Origin of the sequence: Proteus genomosp. 6, assembly GCF_040139785.1 — a bacterium.
Lineage (GTDB): Bacteria > Pseudomonadota > Gammaproteobacteria > Enterobacterales > Enterobacteriaceae > Proteus.
Genome location: NZ_JBEEVJ010000001.1, coordinates 391,676 through 409,655, shown reverse-complemented (window position 1 = coordinate 409,655; position 17,980 = coordinate 391,676). Strand labels below are relative to the sequence as shown.

At 36.6% G+C, this 17,980-nt stretch carries 14 protein-coding genes; 10 read left to right on the top strand and 4 right to left on the bottom strand.

Annotated elements, in window-relative coordinates; translation table 11 throughout:
- The first annotated feature begins 15 nt into the window (after positions 1-15).
- The 3 genes from fbpC (at position 16) to ABN212_RS01760 (ending at position 5,736) form a co-directional block, all read left to right on the top strand.
- Positions 16-1,056, top strand: a complete 1,041-nt coding sequence (gene fbpC / locus ABN212_RS01770; RefSeq protein WP_109371582.1) for a ferric ABC transporter ATP-binding protein — start codon at positions 16-18, stop codon at positions 1,054-1,056.
- A gap of 216 nt (positions 1,057-1,272) precedes the next feature.
- Complete coding sequence (locus ABN212_RS01765) at positions 1,273-3,351, top strand: TonB-dependent receptor domain-containing protein (RefSeq protein ID WP_198630217.1); 2,079 nt, start codon at positions 1,273-1,275, stop codon at positions 3,349-3,351.
- A gap of 15 nt (positions 3,352-3,366) precedes the next feature.
- Positions 3,367-5,736 (top strand): TonB-dependent receptor, encoded by a 2,370-nt coding sequence (locus tag ABN212_RS01760; RefSeq protein WP_349442773.1) that lies wholly within the window; start codon positions 3,367-3,369, stop codon positions 5,734-5,736.
- Between the two features lie 230 nt (positions 5,737-5,966).
- Here ABN212_RS01760 and ABN212_RS01755 read toward each other — a convergent pair whose 3' ends face one another.
- Positions 5,967-7,295: a D-serine ammonia-lyase gene (locus ABN212_RS01755; protein WP_198619398.1), complete on the bottom strand. Its 1,329-nt coding sequence runs from the start codon at positions 7,293-7,295 to the stop codon at positions 5,967-5,969.
- A gap of 12 nt (positions 7,296-7,307) precedes the next feature.
- Positions 7,308-8,645, bottom strand: a complete 1,338-nt coding sequence (dsdX, locus tag ABN212_RS01750; protein WP_160230020.1) for a D-serine transporter DsdX — start codon at positions 8,643-8,645, stop codon at positions 7,308-7,310.
- Between the two features lie 223 nt (positions 8,646-8,868).
- Between dsdX and dsdC the strand changes: the two genes are divergently transcribed.
- Positions 8,869-9,813 (top strand): DNA-binding transcriptional regulator DsdC, encoded by a 945-nt coding sequence (gene dsdC / locus ABN212_RS01745; RefSeq protein ID WP_109371592.1) that lies wholly within the window; start codon positions 8,869-8,871, stop codon positions 9,811-9,813.
- 179 nt (positions 9,814-9,992) lie between these two features.
- Here the strand turns inward: dsdC and gss are convergent, their stop codons facing one another.
- Positions 9,993-11,870, bottom strand: a complete 1,878-nt coding sequence (gene gss / locus ABN212_RS01740; protein ID WP_311748429.1) for a bifunctional glutathionylspermidine amidase/synthase — start codon at positions 11,868-11,870, stop codon at positions 9,993-9,995.
- A 602-nt stretch (positions 11,871-12,472) separates the two neighbouring features.
- Between gss and ABN212_RS01735 the strand changes: the two genes are divergently transcribed.
- The 6 genes from ABN212_RS01735 to efeB all read left to right on the top strand — a co-directional run bounded on the left by ABN212_RS01735 (position 12,473) and on the right by efeB (position 17,045).
- On the top strand, positions 12,473-12,760 hold the full coding sequence (locus tag ABN212_RS01735) for a helix-turn-helix domain-containing protein (protein WP_072063612.1): 288 nt from the start codon (positions 12,473-12,475) through the stop codon (positions 12,758-12,760).
- Between the two features lie 303 nt (positions 12,761-13,063).
- Positions 13,064-13,621 (top strand): iron transporter, encoded by a 558-nt coding sequence (locus ABN212_RS01730; RefSeq protein WP_349442772.1) that lies wholly within the window; start codon positions 13,064-13,066, stop codon positions 13,619-13,621.
- A 69-nt stretch (positions 13,622-13,690) separates the two neighbouring features.
- Positions 13,691-14,038 carry a cupredoxin domain-containing protein gene (locus ABN212_RS01725; protein WP_088493623.1) on the top strand — a complete coding sequence of 116 codons (348 nt, stop codon included), beginning with the start codon at positions 13,691-13,693 and terminating at the stop codon, positions 14,036-14,038.
- Positions 14,039-14,040: 2 nt separating this feature from the next.
- Positions 14,041-14,877: an FTR1 family iron permease gene (locus ABN212_RS01720; RefSeq protein WP_349442771.1), complete on the top strand. Its 837-nt coding sequence runs from the start codon at positions 14,041-14,043 to the stop codon at positions 14,875-14,877.
- On the top strand, positions 14,867-15,790 hold the full coding sequence (locus tag ABN212_RS01715) for an EfeM/EfeO family lipoprotein (RefSeq protein WP_349442770.1): 924 nt from the start codon (positions 14,867-14,869) through the stop codon (positions 15,788-15,790). The genes ABN212_RS01720 and ABN212_RS01715 overlap by 11 nt, the downstream gene beginning before the upstream one ends.
- Positions 15,780-17,045 carry an iron uptake transporter deferrochelatase/peroxidase subunit gene (gene efeB / locus ABN212_RS01710; protein ID WP_198630223.1) on the top strand — a complete coding sequence of 422 codons (1,266 nt, stop codon included), beginning with the start codon at positions 15,780-15,782 and terminating at the stop codon, positions 17,043-17,045. The genes ABN212_RS01715 and efeB overlap by 11 nt, the downstream gene beginning before the upstream one ends.
- Positions 17,046-17,109: 64 nt before the next feature.
- Here the strand turns inward: efeB and ABN212_RS01705 are convergent, their stop codons facing one another.
- Positions 17,110-17,799 (bottom strand): helix-turn-helix domain-containing protein, encoded by a 690-nt coding sequence (locus ABN212_RS01705; RefSeq protein WP_198619393.1) that lies wholly within the window; start codon positions 17,797-17,799, stop codon positions 17,110-17,112.
- Positions 17,800-17,980: the final 181 nt, after the last annotated feature.

Here is a 17,980-nt window from a genome sequence, read left to right as displayed (position 1 = left end):
TACGGAGTATAAATCATGACACAACAACATTTCGTTGAACTGAAAAATGTAATTAAGCGTTTTGGCACTAACACGGTGATTGAAGATCTCAGTTTGTCTATTCCACAAGGCAAAATGGTTTCATTATTAGGGCCTTCAGGTTGCGGTAAAACAACCGTATTACGTTTAGTGGCAGGGTTAGAAAAACCGACAGAAGGCAAAATTTTTATCGATGGCGAAGATGTTACCGACCGTTCGATCCAGCAACGCGACATCTGTATGGTGTTTCAGTCTTATGCCCTTTTCCCTCATATGTCGTTGGGCGAAAATATTGGCTATGGCTTAAAAATGCTGGGGCGTCCTAAGGCTGAAATCAAACAACGTGTTTCTGAAGCCTTAGAGCTGGTGGATTTAGCAGGCTTTGAAGACCGTTTTGTTGACCAAATTTCAGGTGGTCAACAACAACGTGTTGCATTAGCTCGCGCCTTAATTTTGAAACCTAAAGTGCTGCTTTTTGATGAACCATTGAGTAACCTTGATGCTAACTTACGTCGTAGTATGAGAGAGAAAATTCGTGAATTACAACAACAGTTTAATATCACGTCTCTTTATGTCACTCATGACCAAAGTGAAGCATTTGCCGTTTCTGATATGGTTTTAGTGATGAATAAAGGCAAGATAATGCAATTAGGTTCACCACAAAATCTTTATCGCCAACCCGCATCTGAATTTATGGCAAGCTTTATGGGAGATGCAAACTTATTCCCAGCCACATTGGGCGCTGATTATGTTGATATTTTCCAATATCGCCTACCAAAACCAGATACATTTAATACGACTAAAACCGAAGTTAGAGTTGGAGTTAGACCAGAAGCGATTACCTTATCTCAACAAGGCGATGTCTGTCAGCAATGTAAAATAGTGCACGTGGCTTACATGGGACCACAATATGAAGTCACGGTAGAATGGCAAAATCAAACCTTGCTATTACAAGTCAATGCCACACAGCTTCAGCCGAATGTAGGTGACAGTTATTATCTGCAAATTCACCCTTATGGTATGTTTATCCTAGAATAAGCGTCTTTATCTTATTTATCTTAAAGGCACCTTTGAGGTGCCTTTTTTCATCTCTTCTCCCTCTTTCAGAGAAAATATTTTTATATATAAATTACAATAACTTATAAAAATTTTATCATTTTGAAAAAATCACCACTTGCTAATGATAATTATATTTACTTACAATATTTACAAAATGTTATGTTATAACATTATAAAATAAAGGAGGTAAGTAAAATGAAAAAATCTGTTTTTAGTTATACAACGCTTTTTATTTCAATAAGTTATTCATTATTTGCAAACGCAAACACCACAACGAAATCAGAAGAAAAACCACAAAATGAGGTATTAAAGGTTTATTCAACGCCTTTACAAACACCACAAGAAAAAATGGCAACACCCGTTGCTGTCATTACACAAGAAGAGTTACGCGCTAATCGTAGTGCATCTATTGCTGAAACATTGACATCTCTACCCGGTTTTCATGCCAGTTTTTTTGGTGGAGGCTCAGTGCATCCCGTTATTCGTGGGATGTCAGGCAACCGAGTAAAAGTATTGCACAGTGGTAGTGATCTTATGGATGTATCGTCGATTGGTGCAGATCACGCAATCACGAGTGAACCTTTTTTAAGCCAGCGTATTGAAGTATTAAAAGGATCTTCAGCATTACTTTATGGAGGAGGCACAATCGGTGGCGCCATTAATGTTATTGATAGCAAAATTCCTATGTCAGTGCCTGAAAAAGGTTACGATGGCGAATTACATTATCAATATGATTCTGTTTCTAAAGGAAATACCGGTGCAGCAGGTTTGACATTAGGGCAAGATAATTTAGCTCTGCGTATTGAAGGCACGAAACGTTACCAAAGTAACTACAAACAACCCGAGCCATTACATCAAGGGGAAGCAAGCCGCTTAGCTGGTTCTTATCAAGATAACCAATCTGCAAATATCGGTGCATCATGGATCTTTGATGAGGGTTATATTGGAATTGGCTATGGTGAGCAACATCGCCGATATGGATTACCTGGTCATACTCATTTTCATGATCATGAGGAGGAGCATCATCACGCCCCTACTCACCCACCTTTAGTTGGTCATCATCATCATGATCACAATCATGAATACCCTGATGAACAACATGAGCATGGCATTCCCTATATTATTATGGAGAGTAAACGATGGGATCTTCGTGGTGAAAAAAGTAACCCATTTGCCGGTATTGAATCGGTACGTTTCAGTGCGGCCAGAACCCATTATCATCATGATGAAAAAGAAGATCATGAAGTTAGTACCCAATTTAAAAACAAAGGAGATGAATTAAGATTTTCTTTCACACATCAACCTATTTTAGGCTGGCATGGTGTTATTGGCGGGCAATTTAATCAACGTGATTTTAGTGCTTATGGAGAAGAGGCTTATGTACCGTCAACAAAAACAAAAAATCACTCACTCTTTTTATTAGAAGAATACCAATTCGGCGATTTTCGCTATGAATTAGGTTTTCGCCAAGAGTGGCAATCACTGTTAAATAGAGAAACTCAAAAAAACAATAAACAGAGTGCATCTTCGATTTCTGCTGGATTAGCGTGGAATTTTACACAAGATTATTTTTTAAATTTATCACTATCACACACGAAAAGATTACCTGTTGCAGAAGAGCTTTACGCGAATGGTGTTCATGCTGCAAGTCGAACTATTGAAAAAGGCGATCCTAATTTAACCGCAGAGACGGCAAATAATATTGATATTGGGATAACTAAAGTAACAGGTGATATTCAATTCAATATTAGTACCTATTATAACCATATTGATAATTATATTTATGGCAAGTTTACTGGCGCTGAATTAAATAATGGATATCGACCATTACAATACGTACAACATGATGCTCAATTCAAAGGTGTAGAAGGTAATATTGACTATTACTATCACCAAGATAGCTTAATTGGTATTTCTGGTGATTATGTCAGAGCAAATTTACTGCATAATAAAGGAAATATTCCAAGGATCCCCGCTTATCGATTAAGCGTTTATATTAAACATAGTTTAACAGAAAATCTAAATGGGCAAATTCGGGTTGATCACTTTGGAAAACAGAATAAAACAGCCGAATATGAAACGCCAACAGCATCTTATAATACAGTTAGCTTAGGTAGTGAATATATTGGCTATTTAGATAATACCAATTATACCTTGTATGCCAAAGTTAATAATATCTTTGATGCAAAAGGGAAAGACAGTACCTCTTATATTAAAGATGAAATGTATTTACCAGGTCGTAATATCATATTAGGCACTACTCTTACATTCTAAGTATAAAAAATAATTATGAAAAAAAGTAAATTCTCTATTATTTTACTTATGCTTTTGTCGTCTCCTTTATATGGAAAAGAGAATAATGAAGATAAAAGCAAAGGAAAAGAAATACCAAACGATGTTATTACTGTTAAAGCAACATCAATAAAAAACAAAGAGACTTTCTCTTCATTGTTACTGAATAATCGGGAAGAGATAAAAGGAAAACAACTTGAACAAATAAAGTCCAATACCATTGGTAATACCGTTTCAAAAGTCGCAGGAGTACAAGCAGAAGGTTTTGGCCCTAATGCCGCAAGACCCGTTATTCGTAGCATGTCTGGAAATAGAGTAGGTATTTTAGTCAATAATCTTCCTATTAATGATGTTTCATTTATTAGTGGAAATATGCCTATTCCCATTGATATGAACAGAATTAATGAAATATCGATCAGTAAAAACTCTGAAGCACTACTTTATGGAGGTAGTAGCAGTGGTGGTGCAATTCATTTGTGGGATGATAGGATAATGACACAGTTGCCTGAAAAAGCGATTTCAGGCGCCGTGACATTTAATGGAAGTACCAATAACGGTAATGGTGGATCAGCAAATATTAAATTCAGTAATGAAGAAAACTGGGTTTTTAATATTTCAGGTGCCACTAAACGAGTTACTAGATATAAAATTCCAACACATTCTAAAGCAGCACCGTGTTATAGCTATCAACAACTAAAAAGTCACTTTGCGTTACGTGATCAATGCCAAGTTGATATGAAAGTGTTTACCAGCCGTAATCCTGAAGCTTACCCTTACATTAGTGAGTTTTGGAAAAAATACAAAGTTGAATATGAATTAAGCGAAGATGATAAATATACTTTTAAAGATAAAGATTATTTTTCAGGTATTGGTTATGTTGATAATGAAGCTAACTCACAATATAAACCCGGCAGTCCCACATCCATTGAACATGTAACACCGCCTAAGCATTATGTTGAAAATAATAATAAAGAAATTCCTAATAGCTTTTTAAAAAGCCAAAGTGGCAATGCATCACTCTCTTATATTGAAGATGATGGTTATTTAGGCCTATCTATTACTGATTTTCAAACATCTTATGGTGTACCAGGATATGCTTATCTCACGTCGAAAACGACACGAGAAATGTACAAACCTATTTCAGTTTCAAACCATAATCGACGAATAGATATACAAGGAAAACATTATCACTTAACGCCCTTTTTCAGAGACAGCGCTTTTTATTACTCTTATTCTGAATCGAAAGATGAGGAGTTGGTCGGTCAAATTGCATCATCGGTATTTAACACTAAAAGCCATCAATTAGCGATAGAAACTGCACATACTCCGCTATTTAATCGTCTTAATGGTGCTGTCGGAATTAACGGTAATTATCGTGATCTGAAAACGTCTGGCTATGATGCTTATTTACCAAGTGTATTGACCAAAGAGTATGGAATATATTGGGTTGAGTCGTTAAATTTATCTCCTTTTGAAATTACTGCGGGATACCGTAAAGGCTATACCCATCATCATCTAAATATTCCTGATAATTATAATAGCGGTCGAGGACAAGGTTCAAATCTGCAAAATCGTCATTTTGATACCAGTGCAAATACATTAGCCTTATCTTTTACACCAATTGATGAATGGACATTAAAGCTACAAAAAAATATTTCTTATCGTGCTCCTGAAATTAATGAACTTTATACACATGGTCCCCACTATGCTTATTTAATTGAAGAACAAGGAAACAGTAAATTTAATACAGAAAAAAGTAAGAGCATTGAATTATCATCCATTATTGAGATTGGTAATTTTTCTAATAAACTCAATCTGTATAAAACTGACTATAGCGATTTTAAGTTTAGACGCTTAACGGGCGTAAGTCGTGGTGGCGTTACAGTAATGGAATGGGATGAAACTGATCTTGAAACAAAAGGTTTAGAATACGAATTTAAATATTTATATGAAATGCCTCACGACCATAATCTTACATTCACACTATTTGGTGATTTTGTTGAAAACAGAAGTAAAAGAAAGCTCTTTATTGCAGGTAATTATTTGCCTAATCTTCCCAATGAAAAACATGGTATTAGCCTTAATTATCAGCATGAAGAGTTAACCGCATTTAGTACTGTGACTTACTATAAAAAACAAAAAGAAAGTGGTGGATTAATGTATGGTGGGGATATTACTTTTCCTTCTTACACATTAGTTGATGCAGGAATTGGCAAAAAATATCATCTTGATAAATTAGATGTTTCTGTTGATTTTATTATTAATAATCTCACCAATACAGAAGCAAGACCCGCTTCTTCTCAGTTGAAATATTTAGCCCCTTTGCCAGGTAGAAATTATGGAGTGAATATCAAAATTGATTTTTAATATTTTCTAATTTAGCAAGATATAAAGTAAGCGAGGCACCCAATGGGTACCTCTTTTTTATAATAATACTACGACATTTTCCCCTGGTGTGACATCCTGGTGTGAATGTTTGAGGTAATGCTTGGTGTAGCATATTGCTACGTTTTTATTGTTTTAGAAAAATACTTGTACTACTCCCTTTATTTTTTGAGAAGCTATCAGAACAAAAGCTGATAGCCTCCGTTCTCTCTCTATTTTCCTTGAGCGAGATATTTTTGCATTTCATCTGCTGGAACCATACCACCACCAGTAGCCCATACTAAATGCGTTGCATTTTGCATTTTTTGACTGTCTAGTGATAATCCTTGCAGATAATCTTTAGCTTGAGTGACATGTACAGCACCTGTCATTCCAGCTAAAGCCGAAGGTTCTAACTTAATCCCTTCTTCTTTATTTAATAAACTGAGTAAGTCATAAAGCTCTTGGTCATCAATAGTGTAATAACCATCAATTAAGCGCTCCATTGCTCGACCAACAAAGCCTGATGCACGACCGACAGCAAGACCATCAGCCGCAGTTACGTTATCGATACCAATCTCTTGTACAGAGATGCCTTCATGTAATTGGGTATAAACACCCAATAACATACAAGGTGAGTGCGTTGGTTCTGCAAATAAACAGTGTACTGCGTCACCAAATGCCAGTTTTAGCCCAAATGCAACACCACCAGGGCCACCACCGACACCACAAGGCAGATAAACAAACAGAGGATGCTCACTATCAACACGAACACCTTGCTCTTCAAATTGGCGTTTTAAACGTAATCCCGCTACCGCATAACCCAAAAATAATGTTTTTGAGTTTTCATCATCGATAAAGAAACAGTTAGGATCTTTCTCTGCTTCTTTGCGGCCTTCTTCTACCGCAATGCTGTAATCTTGTTCATATTCAACAACATTAACACCATGAGAACGTAATTTATCTTTCTTCCACTGACGTGCATCAGCAGACATATGAACACTCACACTAAAGCCTAATTTCGCACTCATGATCCCAATAGACATACCTAAGTTGCCTGTTGAGCCAACAGCAATGCTGTATTGGCTAAAGAATTCACGAAATTTATCAGAAAATAATTTTTCATAATTATCGTCTGTGCTCAACAATCCCGCGTTTATCGCTAATTTCTCAGCATGAGTCAGTACTTCATAAATCCCACCACGCGCTTTAATTGAGCCAGAAATAGGTAAATGACTGTCCTTTTTCAAACGCAATTGACCGCTAATGGACGTGTTATAACGCTTTTCAAGTGCGACTTTCATTTTAGGAATATCAACCACTTCTGATTCGATAATTCCTTGAGTGACAGCCGTTTCTGGAAATGCTTTTGCTAAATAAGGTGCAAAACGTTGTAATCTCGCTTGTGCGTCAATTACGTCATCTTGCGTTAAACCAACATATGGAAGTCCCTGGTCAGTGGTGGTCACTTTTGGGTTAAACCAAACCACTTCTTTTAAGTCCACTAAGTCACGAACTAGTGGAAAATTGCTTGTTAATTTATTTATATCTATATGGTTCATAGTCGTTCTCTTTTATATGACAAAAGAAAGCATAAATGTACCGCCTAATGCGACAAAGGAGGCAATAAAGGTCGCGACACTGTAAAAACGAAAAGTTTCACTTAAAGTTGCATTACAATACTGTTTCACTAACCAAAACAGTGAGTCTGTGACGATGGTACAACCAATAGCACCTGAACCAATTGCTAATGTAATAATTTCAGGGCTAATGTCTGGGTATAAAGGCATTAGTGGTGCAACAATTGCAGTCGCGCCCATCATTGCAACAGTTGCAGAACCAACAGCAGCATGAAGGATAATGGCGACTAACCAAGCCAATAAAATAGGATGCATATCTAAGTTAGAAAGAATTAACGCTAAAGATTCACTTAAACCACTACCTTTTAAAATGCCATTAAAAGCACCACCCGCACCAATAATTAATAAGATGTTGGCAATAGAGCTAAAGCTATCTTCTGTTTTCTTCAATAACGTATTCATGCCCATATTACGGCGAATACCTAGAATATAATAAGCAACAAAGGCAGCAATAAACATCGCAGTAATTGGGTTACCAATAAACTGTAATGCAGTATAAAGCGATGTTCCCTTTGTCATATTTAATTCTGCTGCTGTTTTTATCAACATCAGAACAATAGGCAGTAATACAGTAAAGAGAGTGGCACCTAATGAAGGTAAATCTTTTTCTTCACGAATTTCCATATCAGAAAATTCTTCAGGTACTGTTTTAAATGGTAAGCGTTCACCTAATATTTTTAAGAATAAAGGACCACCCACTAAAGATGCGACTAAACCAACTGCAAGACCCGCAACAATAACGGTTCCCATATCTGCCCCTAATTCATTAGTCACGAATAATGCAGCAGGATGAGGAGGAACAATACAGTGAACAGCCATTAACGCTGTACATAATGGAATAGCTAATTTTAATAATGAAGTATTTGTTTTTTTCGCAATAGAGAAAGCAAGAGGGATCAGTAATACCACACCCACTTCAACAAAGAGTGTAATACCACAAATAAGACCAACCAATACCATAATAACGTCTGGAGATAACCAACGGCATTTTTGTAATGTAATACCGATGCGTTCTGCGGCACCTGATATTTCCATCATCTTACCAAGAATAGTTCCTAAACCGATAATTGCTGCTAAAAATCCTAACGTACCACCAATACCGTTTTCAATCGCATTTACCATTTCTAAAGGATTCATCTTCATTGCAGTACCCACAAAGAAGCTTGCCAATAGTAAGGCTAAAAACGGATGAAACTTAAGTTTTATTATAGTAAAAACAATGAGCAAGATACTAATTATAAGAGTACCCAGCACCCATAACGTTGAATCCATATATCCATCCCAAATATTTTATTTATTGTTAATCATATTGAATATTAATCATTCGGTACTTACAAATGATGAAAATTTACACTAAGATGAACTCAATTAACTCAAATAAGTGACACAATGCACAAATAATCACATTATGATAAGTAGCAGCATGGTATTTCATCTTAACATTAGCTTGATTGTTAACCTACGTTACTATTAACAACAAAACGAGAATAAAAGAATGTTTGAATCTTCTAGCGTGATTTTAAGAAATAAACGATTATCTAGTTATCAATTAGCAAGACTTCACACTTTTGAAGCAACAGGTCGCCACCTTTCATTCGCTTTAGCAGCAGAAGAACTGTCCTTAACGCCAAGTGCTATTAGTCATCGTATTAATACGTTAGAAGAAGAATTAGGTATCAAGCTATTTGACCGCTTTCATCGCCGAATAGAGTTAACAGAAGAAGGTGAACGAATTTATTGGGCGCTTAAAAAAACGCTAGAAGATATTAACCAAGAAATTTTAGATATTCATAACCAAGAAGTCTCAGGCATTCTCACCGTTTATTCACGACCTTCTATTGCCCAATGTTGGCTAGTTCCTCTTATTTCAGATTTTACTGAACGTTATCCCTCTATTGAATTAAATCTACTCACAGGAAATGATGATATTAACTTTCGAGGTTATGGCATTGATCTGGCGATTTATTTTGATGATAAACAACTACAAAATCTTTATTGCGAAGATTTAATTTCAGAATCTATTATTCCCGTATGTAGCCCTGAATATGCTAAAAAACATGAGCTTATTGGTAATATTCATCATCTATCCAATTGCACCTTACTGCATGATAGGCAAGCTTGGAGTAATAACTCTGATTTCGACGAATGGCGAGCTTGGAGTGAATATATGGGGCTTTCACTTTTTCCTAATCGTAGCAATATCTGTTTTGACCGCTCTGATCTTGCTGTTATTGCTGCGGTTAACCACTCAGGAGTGGCGATGGGAAGAAAACGTTTAGTGCAAAAACAACTGGCTAATAAAGAATTAATTATTCCTTTTGATAATAGTGAGCTTTTTTGTGCTCAGCGTTATTACCTCGTCACTAGAAATGAAAAAAATAATGCTAAAGTACAGCTTTTCATTCAGTGGCTGAAAAAACAAATCAAGGAAAGAATGTAATTTTCTAAGGAAAATCCGATGAAAGAGATGACCTTTTCAACACAACAGATCGTCGCTATTGCAAAATATGCAGGTTTAATCGTCGCAAATAGAAAACATATCACTGAGAATATTATTTATTAAAATAAACCCGCCAATTAGGCGGGTCTATCGTTTATTAATTCTAAACGTCTATGATCTTATTTAGCTAGAAAGTGTTTATCTTCAATCACAATTAAAGGTTCAATATCACTCTCTTTTTTAATAACTAGAGTTGGGTCTGAACGTAAACAACAACCGCCATAATGCCCGCCCACTGTAAAGGTGCAAACTTGGATATAACGATTTGCCACTTTTGGTAAACACCATAATTCTTGGTAAATATTTTCTTGATGATCAAACTGACCACTGGTTTCATCTAACACATTATCTTTATGATCGACTAAACCAATGTTACTACCACAACGACCCGCAATCGGTTTAACCGCATAACCACTTTGTGCAAGACGAGGTGTCACTGTGAAATCAGTATCTAACAAATAAGGATTATCTGGGAACAATTGCCATAAAATAGGTAGAATCGCTTTATTACTAGGAATAAGTGTCCAAAGAGGTTCAAAAACGGTAATTTCAGGACGTAAAAGCACATCGACCAAGCGGACTTCGCCTTCAGGATGCCCTGTACGAATAGGGATCAGTGCTTGTTGTTCACTCTCTTCTCTTAGTTGGTCTAATGCTGTTTCCCAAGCCCATGTTTTCCAAACACATTCAACAACCCGCTTGTCTGCATCAATCAATTGACCACGACTATTCCAATGAAGTTCATCTAATCCACGTAGAATTTTACTGTTATAACCTGCTTGATTCAGTGATTGTTGCATAAAGAGAGCGTGATAATCTTCTTCACTATCATCATCTTGAAGAATATGCACAAAAGGTTTTGCATCACAGTGTTTCCAAGCATCCGCTAATGCATCAAGTAAGCGTTCACCAGGGTTAAAACCCTCTTTAATTCCACCTTTCTGTGCCCATTTCTCGATGATTAAGCCAGCTTCGGTATGGCAAGAGGCAGAGTCAGCATTATATTCATAAACTTTGACACCACGTTCATCCATACAAAAATCTAATCGTCCCGTGATCATTTGATGGCGTCTGTTTTGCCATGACAAACGAATACGAGGCCACAACACTTCAGGAATATCGAATAAACGCAGTAGATTATCGTCTTTCAACACTTTTTCAGTTGCATGCAAATACATCAAATGCATTTCATTACTTGCACGAATAAGTTCCTGCTCTGCACTTTCTGAAATGGTGAAATATTCATAGCTATCTTGATTGATGATATGACCGTGTTGTGCGACGACATACGCTTTTTCTAGCGGTGAACTTTCATCTAACCATTTGCCATCCAACTGGCCTTTATTCTCAAGTTTTTCCGCATGAATGGCTAACAGTTCAGGCGCAATTTTAGGTTGAGGAAGGCTATAAGCATTAGGCTCTGTTTGGATCATCCAACCTAATAGAGTTGTATTATCAAAAGTATCTTGAATAAAGTAACCGTTATCCGTCACTTTAAGCGGTAATTCTCGAGTCCACTGTTGCCCAGCAGGTAATCGAGTGTGGATAACATTTTGTTCCGCAATACGAATTTTATCTTCAAGCACTTCAGTAATAACCGCAACATGCCCTGTTACTTTAAACTCACCACCTTCTTGCCAAATCAGCAAAGCACCCACTGCTGGCGACTGTTTACTACCATTGGCAAAGGCTTGTAATGGCAATATATCGTCATTTATGGTTTTGCGTAAAAAACGCAGCGAGAATATCTCATAAGCCATTCCCACATCAGTAAATACAGTTCCATAATGTAAATAGAGAAAACGGCGAGCAAACTCAACACACTGCCACTTATGCCCCATATATTCATTACCAATATAACTACGGAATGAATCATTAGCGGCATAGTCTTCTTTATCAATACTGCTGTAATCTGAAGAGTAAATCGCGACACCACCAGGCGCATAGCCTAGCAATGTTCCAAATGGTTCATGACGAATGATATCTTTTACATTCATAATCTCGACCTTGACGATAAATAGATAATTACCCTGCAATACTTATAATTTGCCTAAGTATTATAGATAACAATCTTAACGCCGTAGACTATTAGATGTGAATGTAATTTTATAAATAACAATAAAATGAAAATTATTGTTTGGGTTTGACGCTATTTTAAGAAGGGAAATCGCAGCGAGATAAAAAAAAACTCAAAAATAACCCATTATAAAAAGCCTATAAAAGGTATTTTCGAGTATAAATACAGTCAAAGAGGGCTTTATCTTTTTTATTGTGATTGCATTATTTACTCTTTATTAATCATAAATGCGAGCATAAATAACAGAATAAATGGTGTTTAGGCAATATATAGCACTGCTTATCAAAAAATCCTCGATTATCCTGCTAGAAAAAAGAAAGATCTCAAAATAGTTTAATGAAAATTAATATCATCTTATAACGTAACGGGTATAAATAATTCATCCAATTAACCGATAACACAGTAGTATGGATTTGACTCATTCAAGCTGGAGTGCTTGTTTATTTTGAAGATCCATCACGGAAACTTAATATTCAATTTATTGGATATTATTGGTGGTTGATAGGAAGAATGAGGTCACTAATGTCAAAGATTTATCCCATTTCTCAAATTATTGGGCATAAAATTCGTAAACAACGCCAGCAACTTCGCTTGTCAGCAAAAGTTGTCGCGGAACGAGTCGGTATTAGCCAGCAACAATTTTCACGTTATGAGAATGGGCTATGTAAGATTGATGTTGATATGCTCTTTCATATTGCACAAGAGCTAAAAGTCACTCCTGCATTTTTCCTCCCACCAAATGAAGAGCAAGTTTCAGCTGTAGCGCTGACACAGTCCAAACAGTTTTGGAGTGCTCAAAGTCAAATTTAATATTCTTAATATGGAAGTCTTCTATTTTATCTTCTTATTATGATAAATAAGATTTCCATATATTATTCTTAATTAGATGATTTCATTGAGTATTATTACCTGGAATTATTAATCCCATTCATATATTTCTTTCAGAACAACAAATTTTTTTCTTTTATAAAAGAAAATGTTATCACTATTTTCACTGACTTCCCTGCCAACTTAAGCGATATTTTTCGTATAGATTATCTCCTATTTCTAATACAAATTATGTTAACCTTATTAAGAATAATAACAATTATCATTCAATAATAGGGGTTAAACATGAAATATCGCTATGCACTCTCTCTCACTGCACTCTCATTTCTTTCTGCGTCCGCTTTTGCTGTCGAGTATCCAGTTGGTCATCCTATTCTTAAAAATGGTATGGAAATTCAAGGGGTTTATCTCCAACCTATCACAATGGATACCGAAGAAGGTCATCATGCGATGAATCACTTGGCTGCTGATAAGGCAGATATCCATTTAGAAGCAGATATTCATGCTACGGAAGATAATCCGAATGGATTTGCTGAGGGTGATTGGATCCCTTACCTCACCATCGAATACACCGTAACAAAATCCGACGCGCCTGCGAAAAAACAACAAGGTACATTTATGGCGATGGTTGCCAACGATGGCCCTCACTATGGTGAAAACCTGAAACTAGACGGGAATGGTCAATATAACGTGACCTATAAAATTTACCCGCCTTCATACAACAAAGATATCGCTTTTGGTCGCCATATCGATAAAGAAACGGGTGTTTCACCTTGGTTTGAACCCTTTGAAGTGTCATGGGATTTCACCTATAGCGGTACGGGTCGTAAAGGCAGTTACTAATTAGCTTGATAACGGATAAATCCAACCCTTTGGATTTATCCTTTTTCTCTTTTTTTAAGTGAAACGCTGATGATCAAAACTCTCTCTAAATATACATTATTACTACTGTTAATGGTGACATCCTCTGTTTTTGCAGCAGAGAAATACACCGTTGAATTAGAAATGAAAGATGGCGAACTTATTCCCCAAGTACTTGAAGTCCCCGCTAAAACACCTATTAGAATAAAAATTCGTAATACAGGCACTAGCCCTGTTGAATTTGAAAGTACACAGCTACGTAAAGAAAAAGTATTAGCACCGGGCGCCAATTCTGTCGTTGTAATCGCACCACTAAAACCAGGCCGTTACACCTTCTTTGATGATTTTCACCTTTCTCATCCTCAAGGTGAAATTGTTGCAACTGAAAAGGCAGAGTAATTATGGGACAAGTTCTGTTTGTTGTTTGGCGAGAAAGTTTTGAAGCGCTATTAGTGGTAGGCATTATTTATGCGTGGATAAAACGTTCACCAACACCACAACAAGGTATGAAATATTTATGGGGTGGCGTGGTATTTGGGTTATTTCTTGCCATTATTCTAGCGCTAAGTATTTATGGCGTATTTAGCTCACTCGAAGATATGTGGCAATCTCTATTTATGATCGCAATGGAGATCCTCGCTTGTGTACTTATTGTGCAGATGGTTTATTGGATGAATGGGCAAGGAAAATCATTAAAAGCAAATATAGAAAATGAACTCACCCAAAAAACACAGCAACAAAGTGCATGGGGTATTTTATTGATTATTGCCATTGCGATTGCCAGAGAAGGCAGCGAAGTCGTGGTATTCCTCTCTAGCCATATTATGGCCCTAAATGCACAAACAGCACTACCTTTCTTTATTGAGGTCTTTATTGGCTTACTTGTCGCTGCATTCACACTATGGCTATTTTTGCTGACTTCAAAAGTTATTTCATGGCGCTATTTCTTTACCGTAACAGGATTTTTATTACTATTCCTTGCCGTTTCTCTGTTATTAAAAGCCGTAGAAGAAATTGCAAATCTATTGATTGAAATAGATTTTGAATTACCTGATTTCTTTATTTATCCGCTTTGGGATATTAGCCATATTCTTGATGATTCCAGTGTCTTTGGTAATTTTTTAGTCTCGTTTTTTGCTTATCGCTCTCAACCCATTGGTTTAAGCGTGGTGACATTTATTGTGTATTGGGTGGTTGTAGCACTGTTATTTAAGCGAGGCGCTCGCCATGCTAAATAATGTAAAGTTGCTAAGTAAAAAGATCACCATTTTTCTATTTATCTTGTTGTTTTCTTTTCCTATTTATGCCGAAAAAATTATTCAGGGTATTATTCAAGATAGCGACAATGTCGTTATTGCCAAAGGGGATATCCCCACTCCTAAAAAGTTTGAAACCGATATTTTAAATTATCGAGAAAAGGCTGTTGAAAAATTAACGCTAGTTGAAAAATCGCTCGATAAATTAATCGAAAATAGTGAAAAAAATCAGCTTATTAATGCACAAAATGCTTATCAACAAGCGCATTATCATTATGAAGTGATCCGCCCTATTATTGCCCTTTTTGGTACAAGCGAACGTTTATTGAATAATCGAGCCGATTTCTTTCTTGAAAGAGAAAATTCACCTCGTTTTTCAGGATTTCATTTAGTTGAATATCAACTGTTTAAATTAAAAGATCTTCAAAAAGCCACCGAATCAGCAAAAGCCCTTTTAAGAGGCATTAGTGACTTAAAAAAACGTGTCGCGATTGAAGATATTCCTATTCCTAAATTGGTTCAATCTGCGGGTGATAGCTTAGAGTTTATTTTAACTGACAAACTCGCTGGTATTGAAAATCAATATTCAAACAGCGATCTGGGTGATAGTTATGCCAATTTATCTGGATCGCGCTTAATCGTAGAGATCTTATCTAATCATATTCCAACGACAGAATATCAACTGCTTATCAAACAGTATGACGATATAGGTGCTCTGCTTTTAAAATATCAGCGCGATGAAGGTCTATTCCAGCCTTTAACCGCGCTTCCTGAAACAGAAAAAAGTTGGCTTTTTTCTCAAGTGACACAATTAGCAGAGCAAGTGGCAAACTTGCGTAGCACGCTCAATATTGATGTTTACTATCACTATAAAGAAGCAAGTGATGAAAAATAAAACTCTCTTTAAATCGCTATCAAAAAATCCTGTTAACCTAAATAAACGTACAACGTTAAAATGGTTAGGAGGGAGTCTATTACTCGCCAGTATAGGAGCGAAAGCAGTAGAAAAACAAAGCGCTTCTTCAATACCTCGTTATCAGCGCGCTATTGCCTATTTAGGTAAACATCAAGCGGGTGTTATTACGCCAGAACAAAAACATGCCTCATTGATTGCACTTAATCTGACAGTAACAAACGCCGATGATATAAAAAGAGTATTTACAACACTGACACAACGAATTGCATTTTTAACTCAACCCAGAGAACTTCAACAAAGGGCTAACCCGCATCTTCCCCCTGCTGAATCTGGTATTTTAGGAACACAATTACACCCTGATGAATTAACCGTCACCGTTGCTTTAGGTGATAGTTTTTTTGATAGCCGTTTTGGTTTTCAAGCTAAAAAACCTAAGCGCTTAGAGCCCATGAAACCCTTTCCTAATGACCGACTCGATCCTAAATGGTGTGGTGGCGATGTATTACTGCAACTTTGTGCGAATAGCCCAGAAAGTGTAATTTATGCGTTAAGAGATATTTTAAAACATCTGTCAGGGAAGGTTTATGCTGTATGGAAAATCGATGGCTTTCTTCCTTCTCGTGATATCGATAATCGACAAACACCTATTAATCTTTTTGGCTTTAAAGATGGCTCGGGCAACGCCCCTTCTTCAGATAATAGTTTGATGGATGATCTTGTTTGGATCACTGAGAAACAAAAAGAGCCACAGTGGTGTTTAGGTGGAAGTTATCAAGCTGTTCGCCTTATTCGTTTTGCTTTGGAATTTTGGGATAGAACACCGCTTGAAGATCAAGAAAATAACTTTGGGCGCCATCGCTCAACGGGTGCACCAATAGGTATGAAGCAAGAGATGGACGATCCTCAATTTGAAAAAGATCCCCACGGTGACAGAGTGCTATTTGATTCTCATATGCGACGAGCTGAACCAAGAAATCCAGAACGTTACAGTGCAAAATTACGCCGACGTAGTTATAGCTACTCATTAGGATTAACGCCTTCAGGTCAACTAGATATGGGGCTGATCTTTATCTCATTTCAAAATAACCTTAAAAAAGGGTTTATTGATACCCAAAAACGTTTAGATGGTGAACCCTTAGAGCGTTATATCAAACCTTTTGGCGGTGGATATTACTTTGTGTTACCCGGTGTTTCACAAGAAGGCGACATTCTGGCAAAAGGACTATTCGATTAATCAACACACGATTTTAGGCACTTTGCTTTTAATGCAAAAGTGCCTAAATACGTTCTTTAGCAAATTAATGGGAGAAATGCGCCATTTTTGCTTTTAATGCATTGCCTAGCTCCACTTGCCTTTCAGGTTCAATAAATCCCATCGTCAATACTGCCGCCACCATTTCCCCTTTTTTATTAAATACAGGACATGAAATAGATTGTGCGCCAGGAATACCATCAGCAGGCTCCTGACGAATAGCAAAACCTTGTTGGCGAATAGTATTTTGCTGCTTTTGTGATAAATCTGCTTCAATCATCAAATCACTAAAGGTGGCAAAAACAGCACCCGCGGCACTAATTTTATGAGGAACAGGAGTATCAGGCAAAAAATCGATATCAACATGTTTAAAGCTACGGTTGTAACGTGTTAAAAACAGTTGATTACCTTGAGATATCACCAATCCCGTAGACATATTATGTTCGTCTCTGAACTCACATAATAGCTGATTAATCTCATCCACAAAGGATTGTGGTTTTGGCGTTGCCTGCGCTAAAAAAAGAATTTTACTGCCCAAACAATACTGGCTTCCTTCACTTTCTTGATACAGCATTTCTGAGCGACAAAGTGAAACTAAATACTTATGTAAGCGACTTTTTGAAAGCGAACAGGCTTTTGCAATATCTGACGATCGGGCAATACCCCCATTCGACGCAATAAATTCGAGAATGGTAATAGCGATATCAACCGAGTTAACTCCTTGAGAATTCTGCATTTATTTTCTTCACACCTATTCGTTATTTACTTTGCTTTATGACGATATCCCATTATTCTTTTTTTGTCATTTTTACTAGTTTATTTCACTAAAACCTTATTTTAAATAGGGCTTTTTAATCATTTTCTATCGATTATTTTCTTTGTCTATTTTTAGATGATCTAACTCAAGGTTAACTATA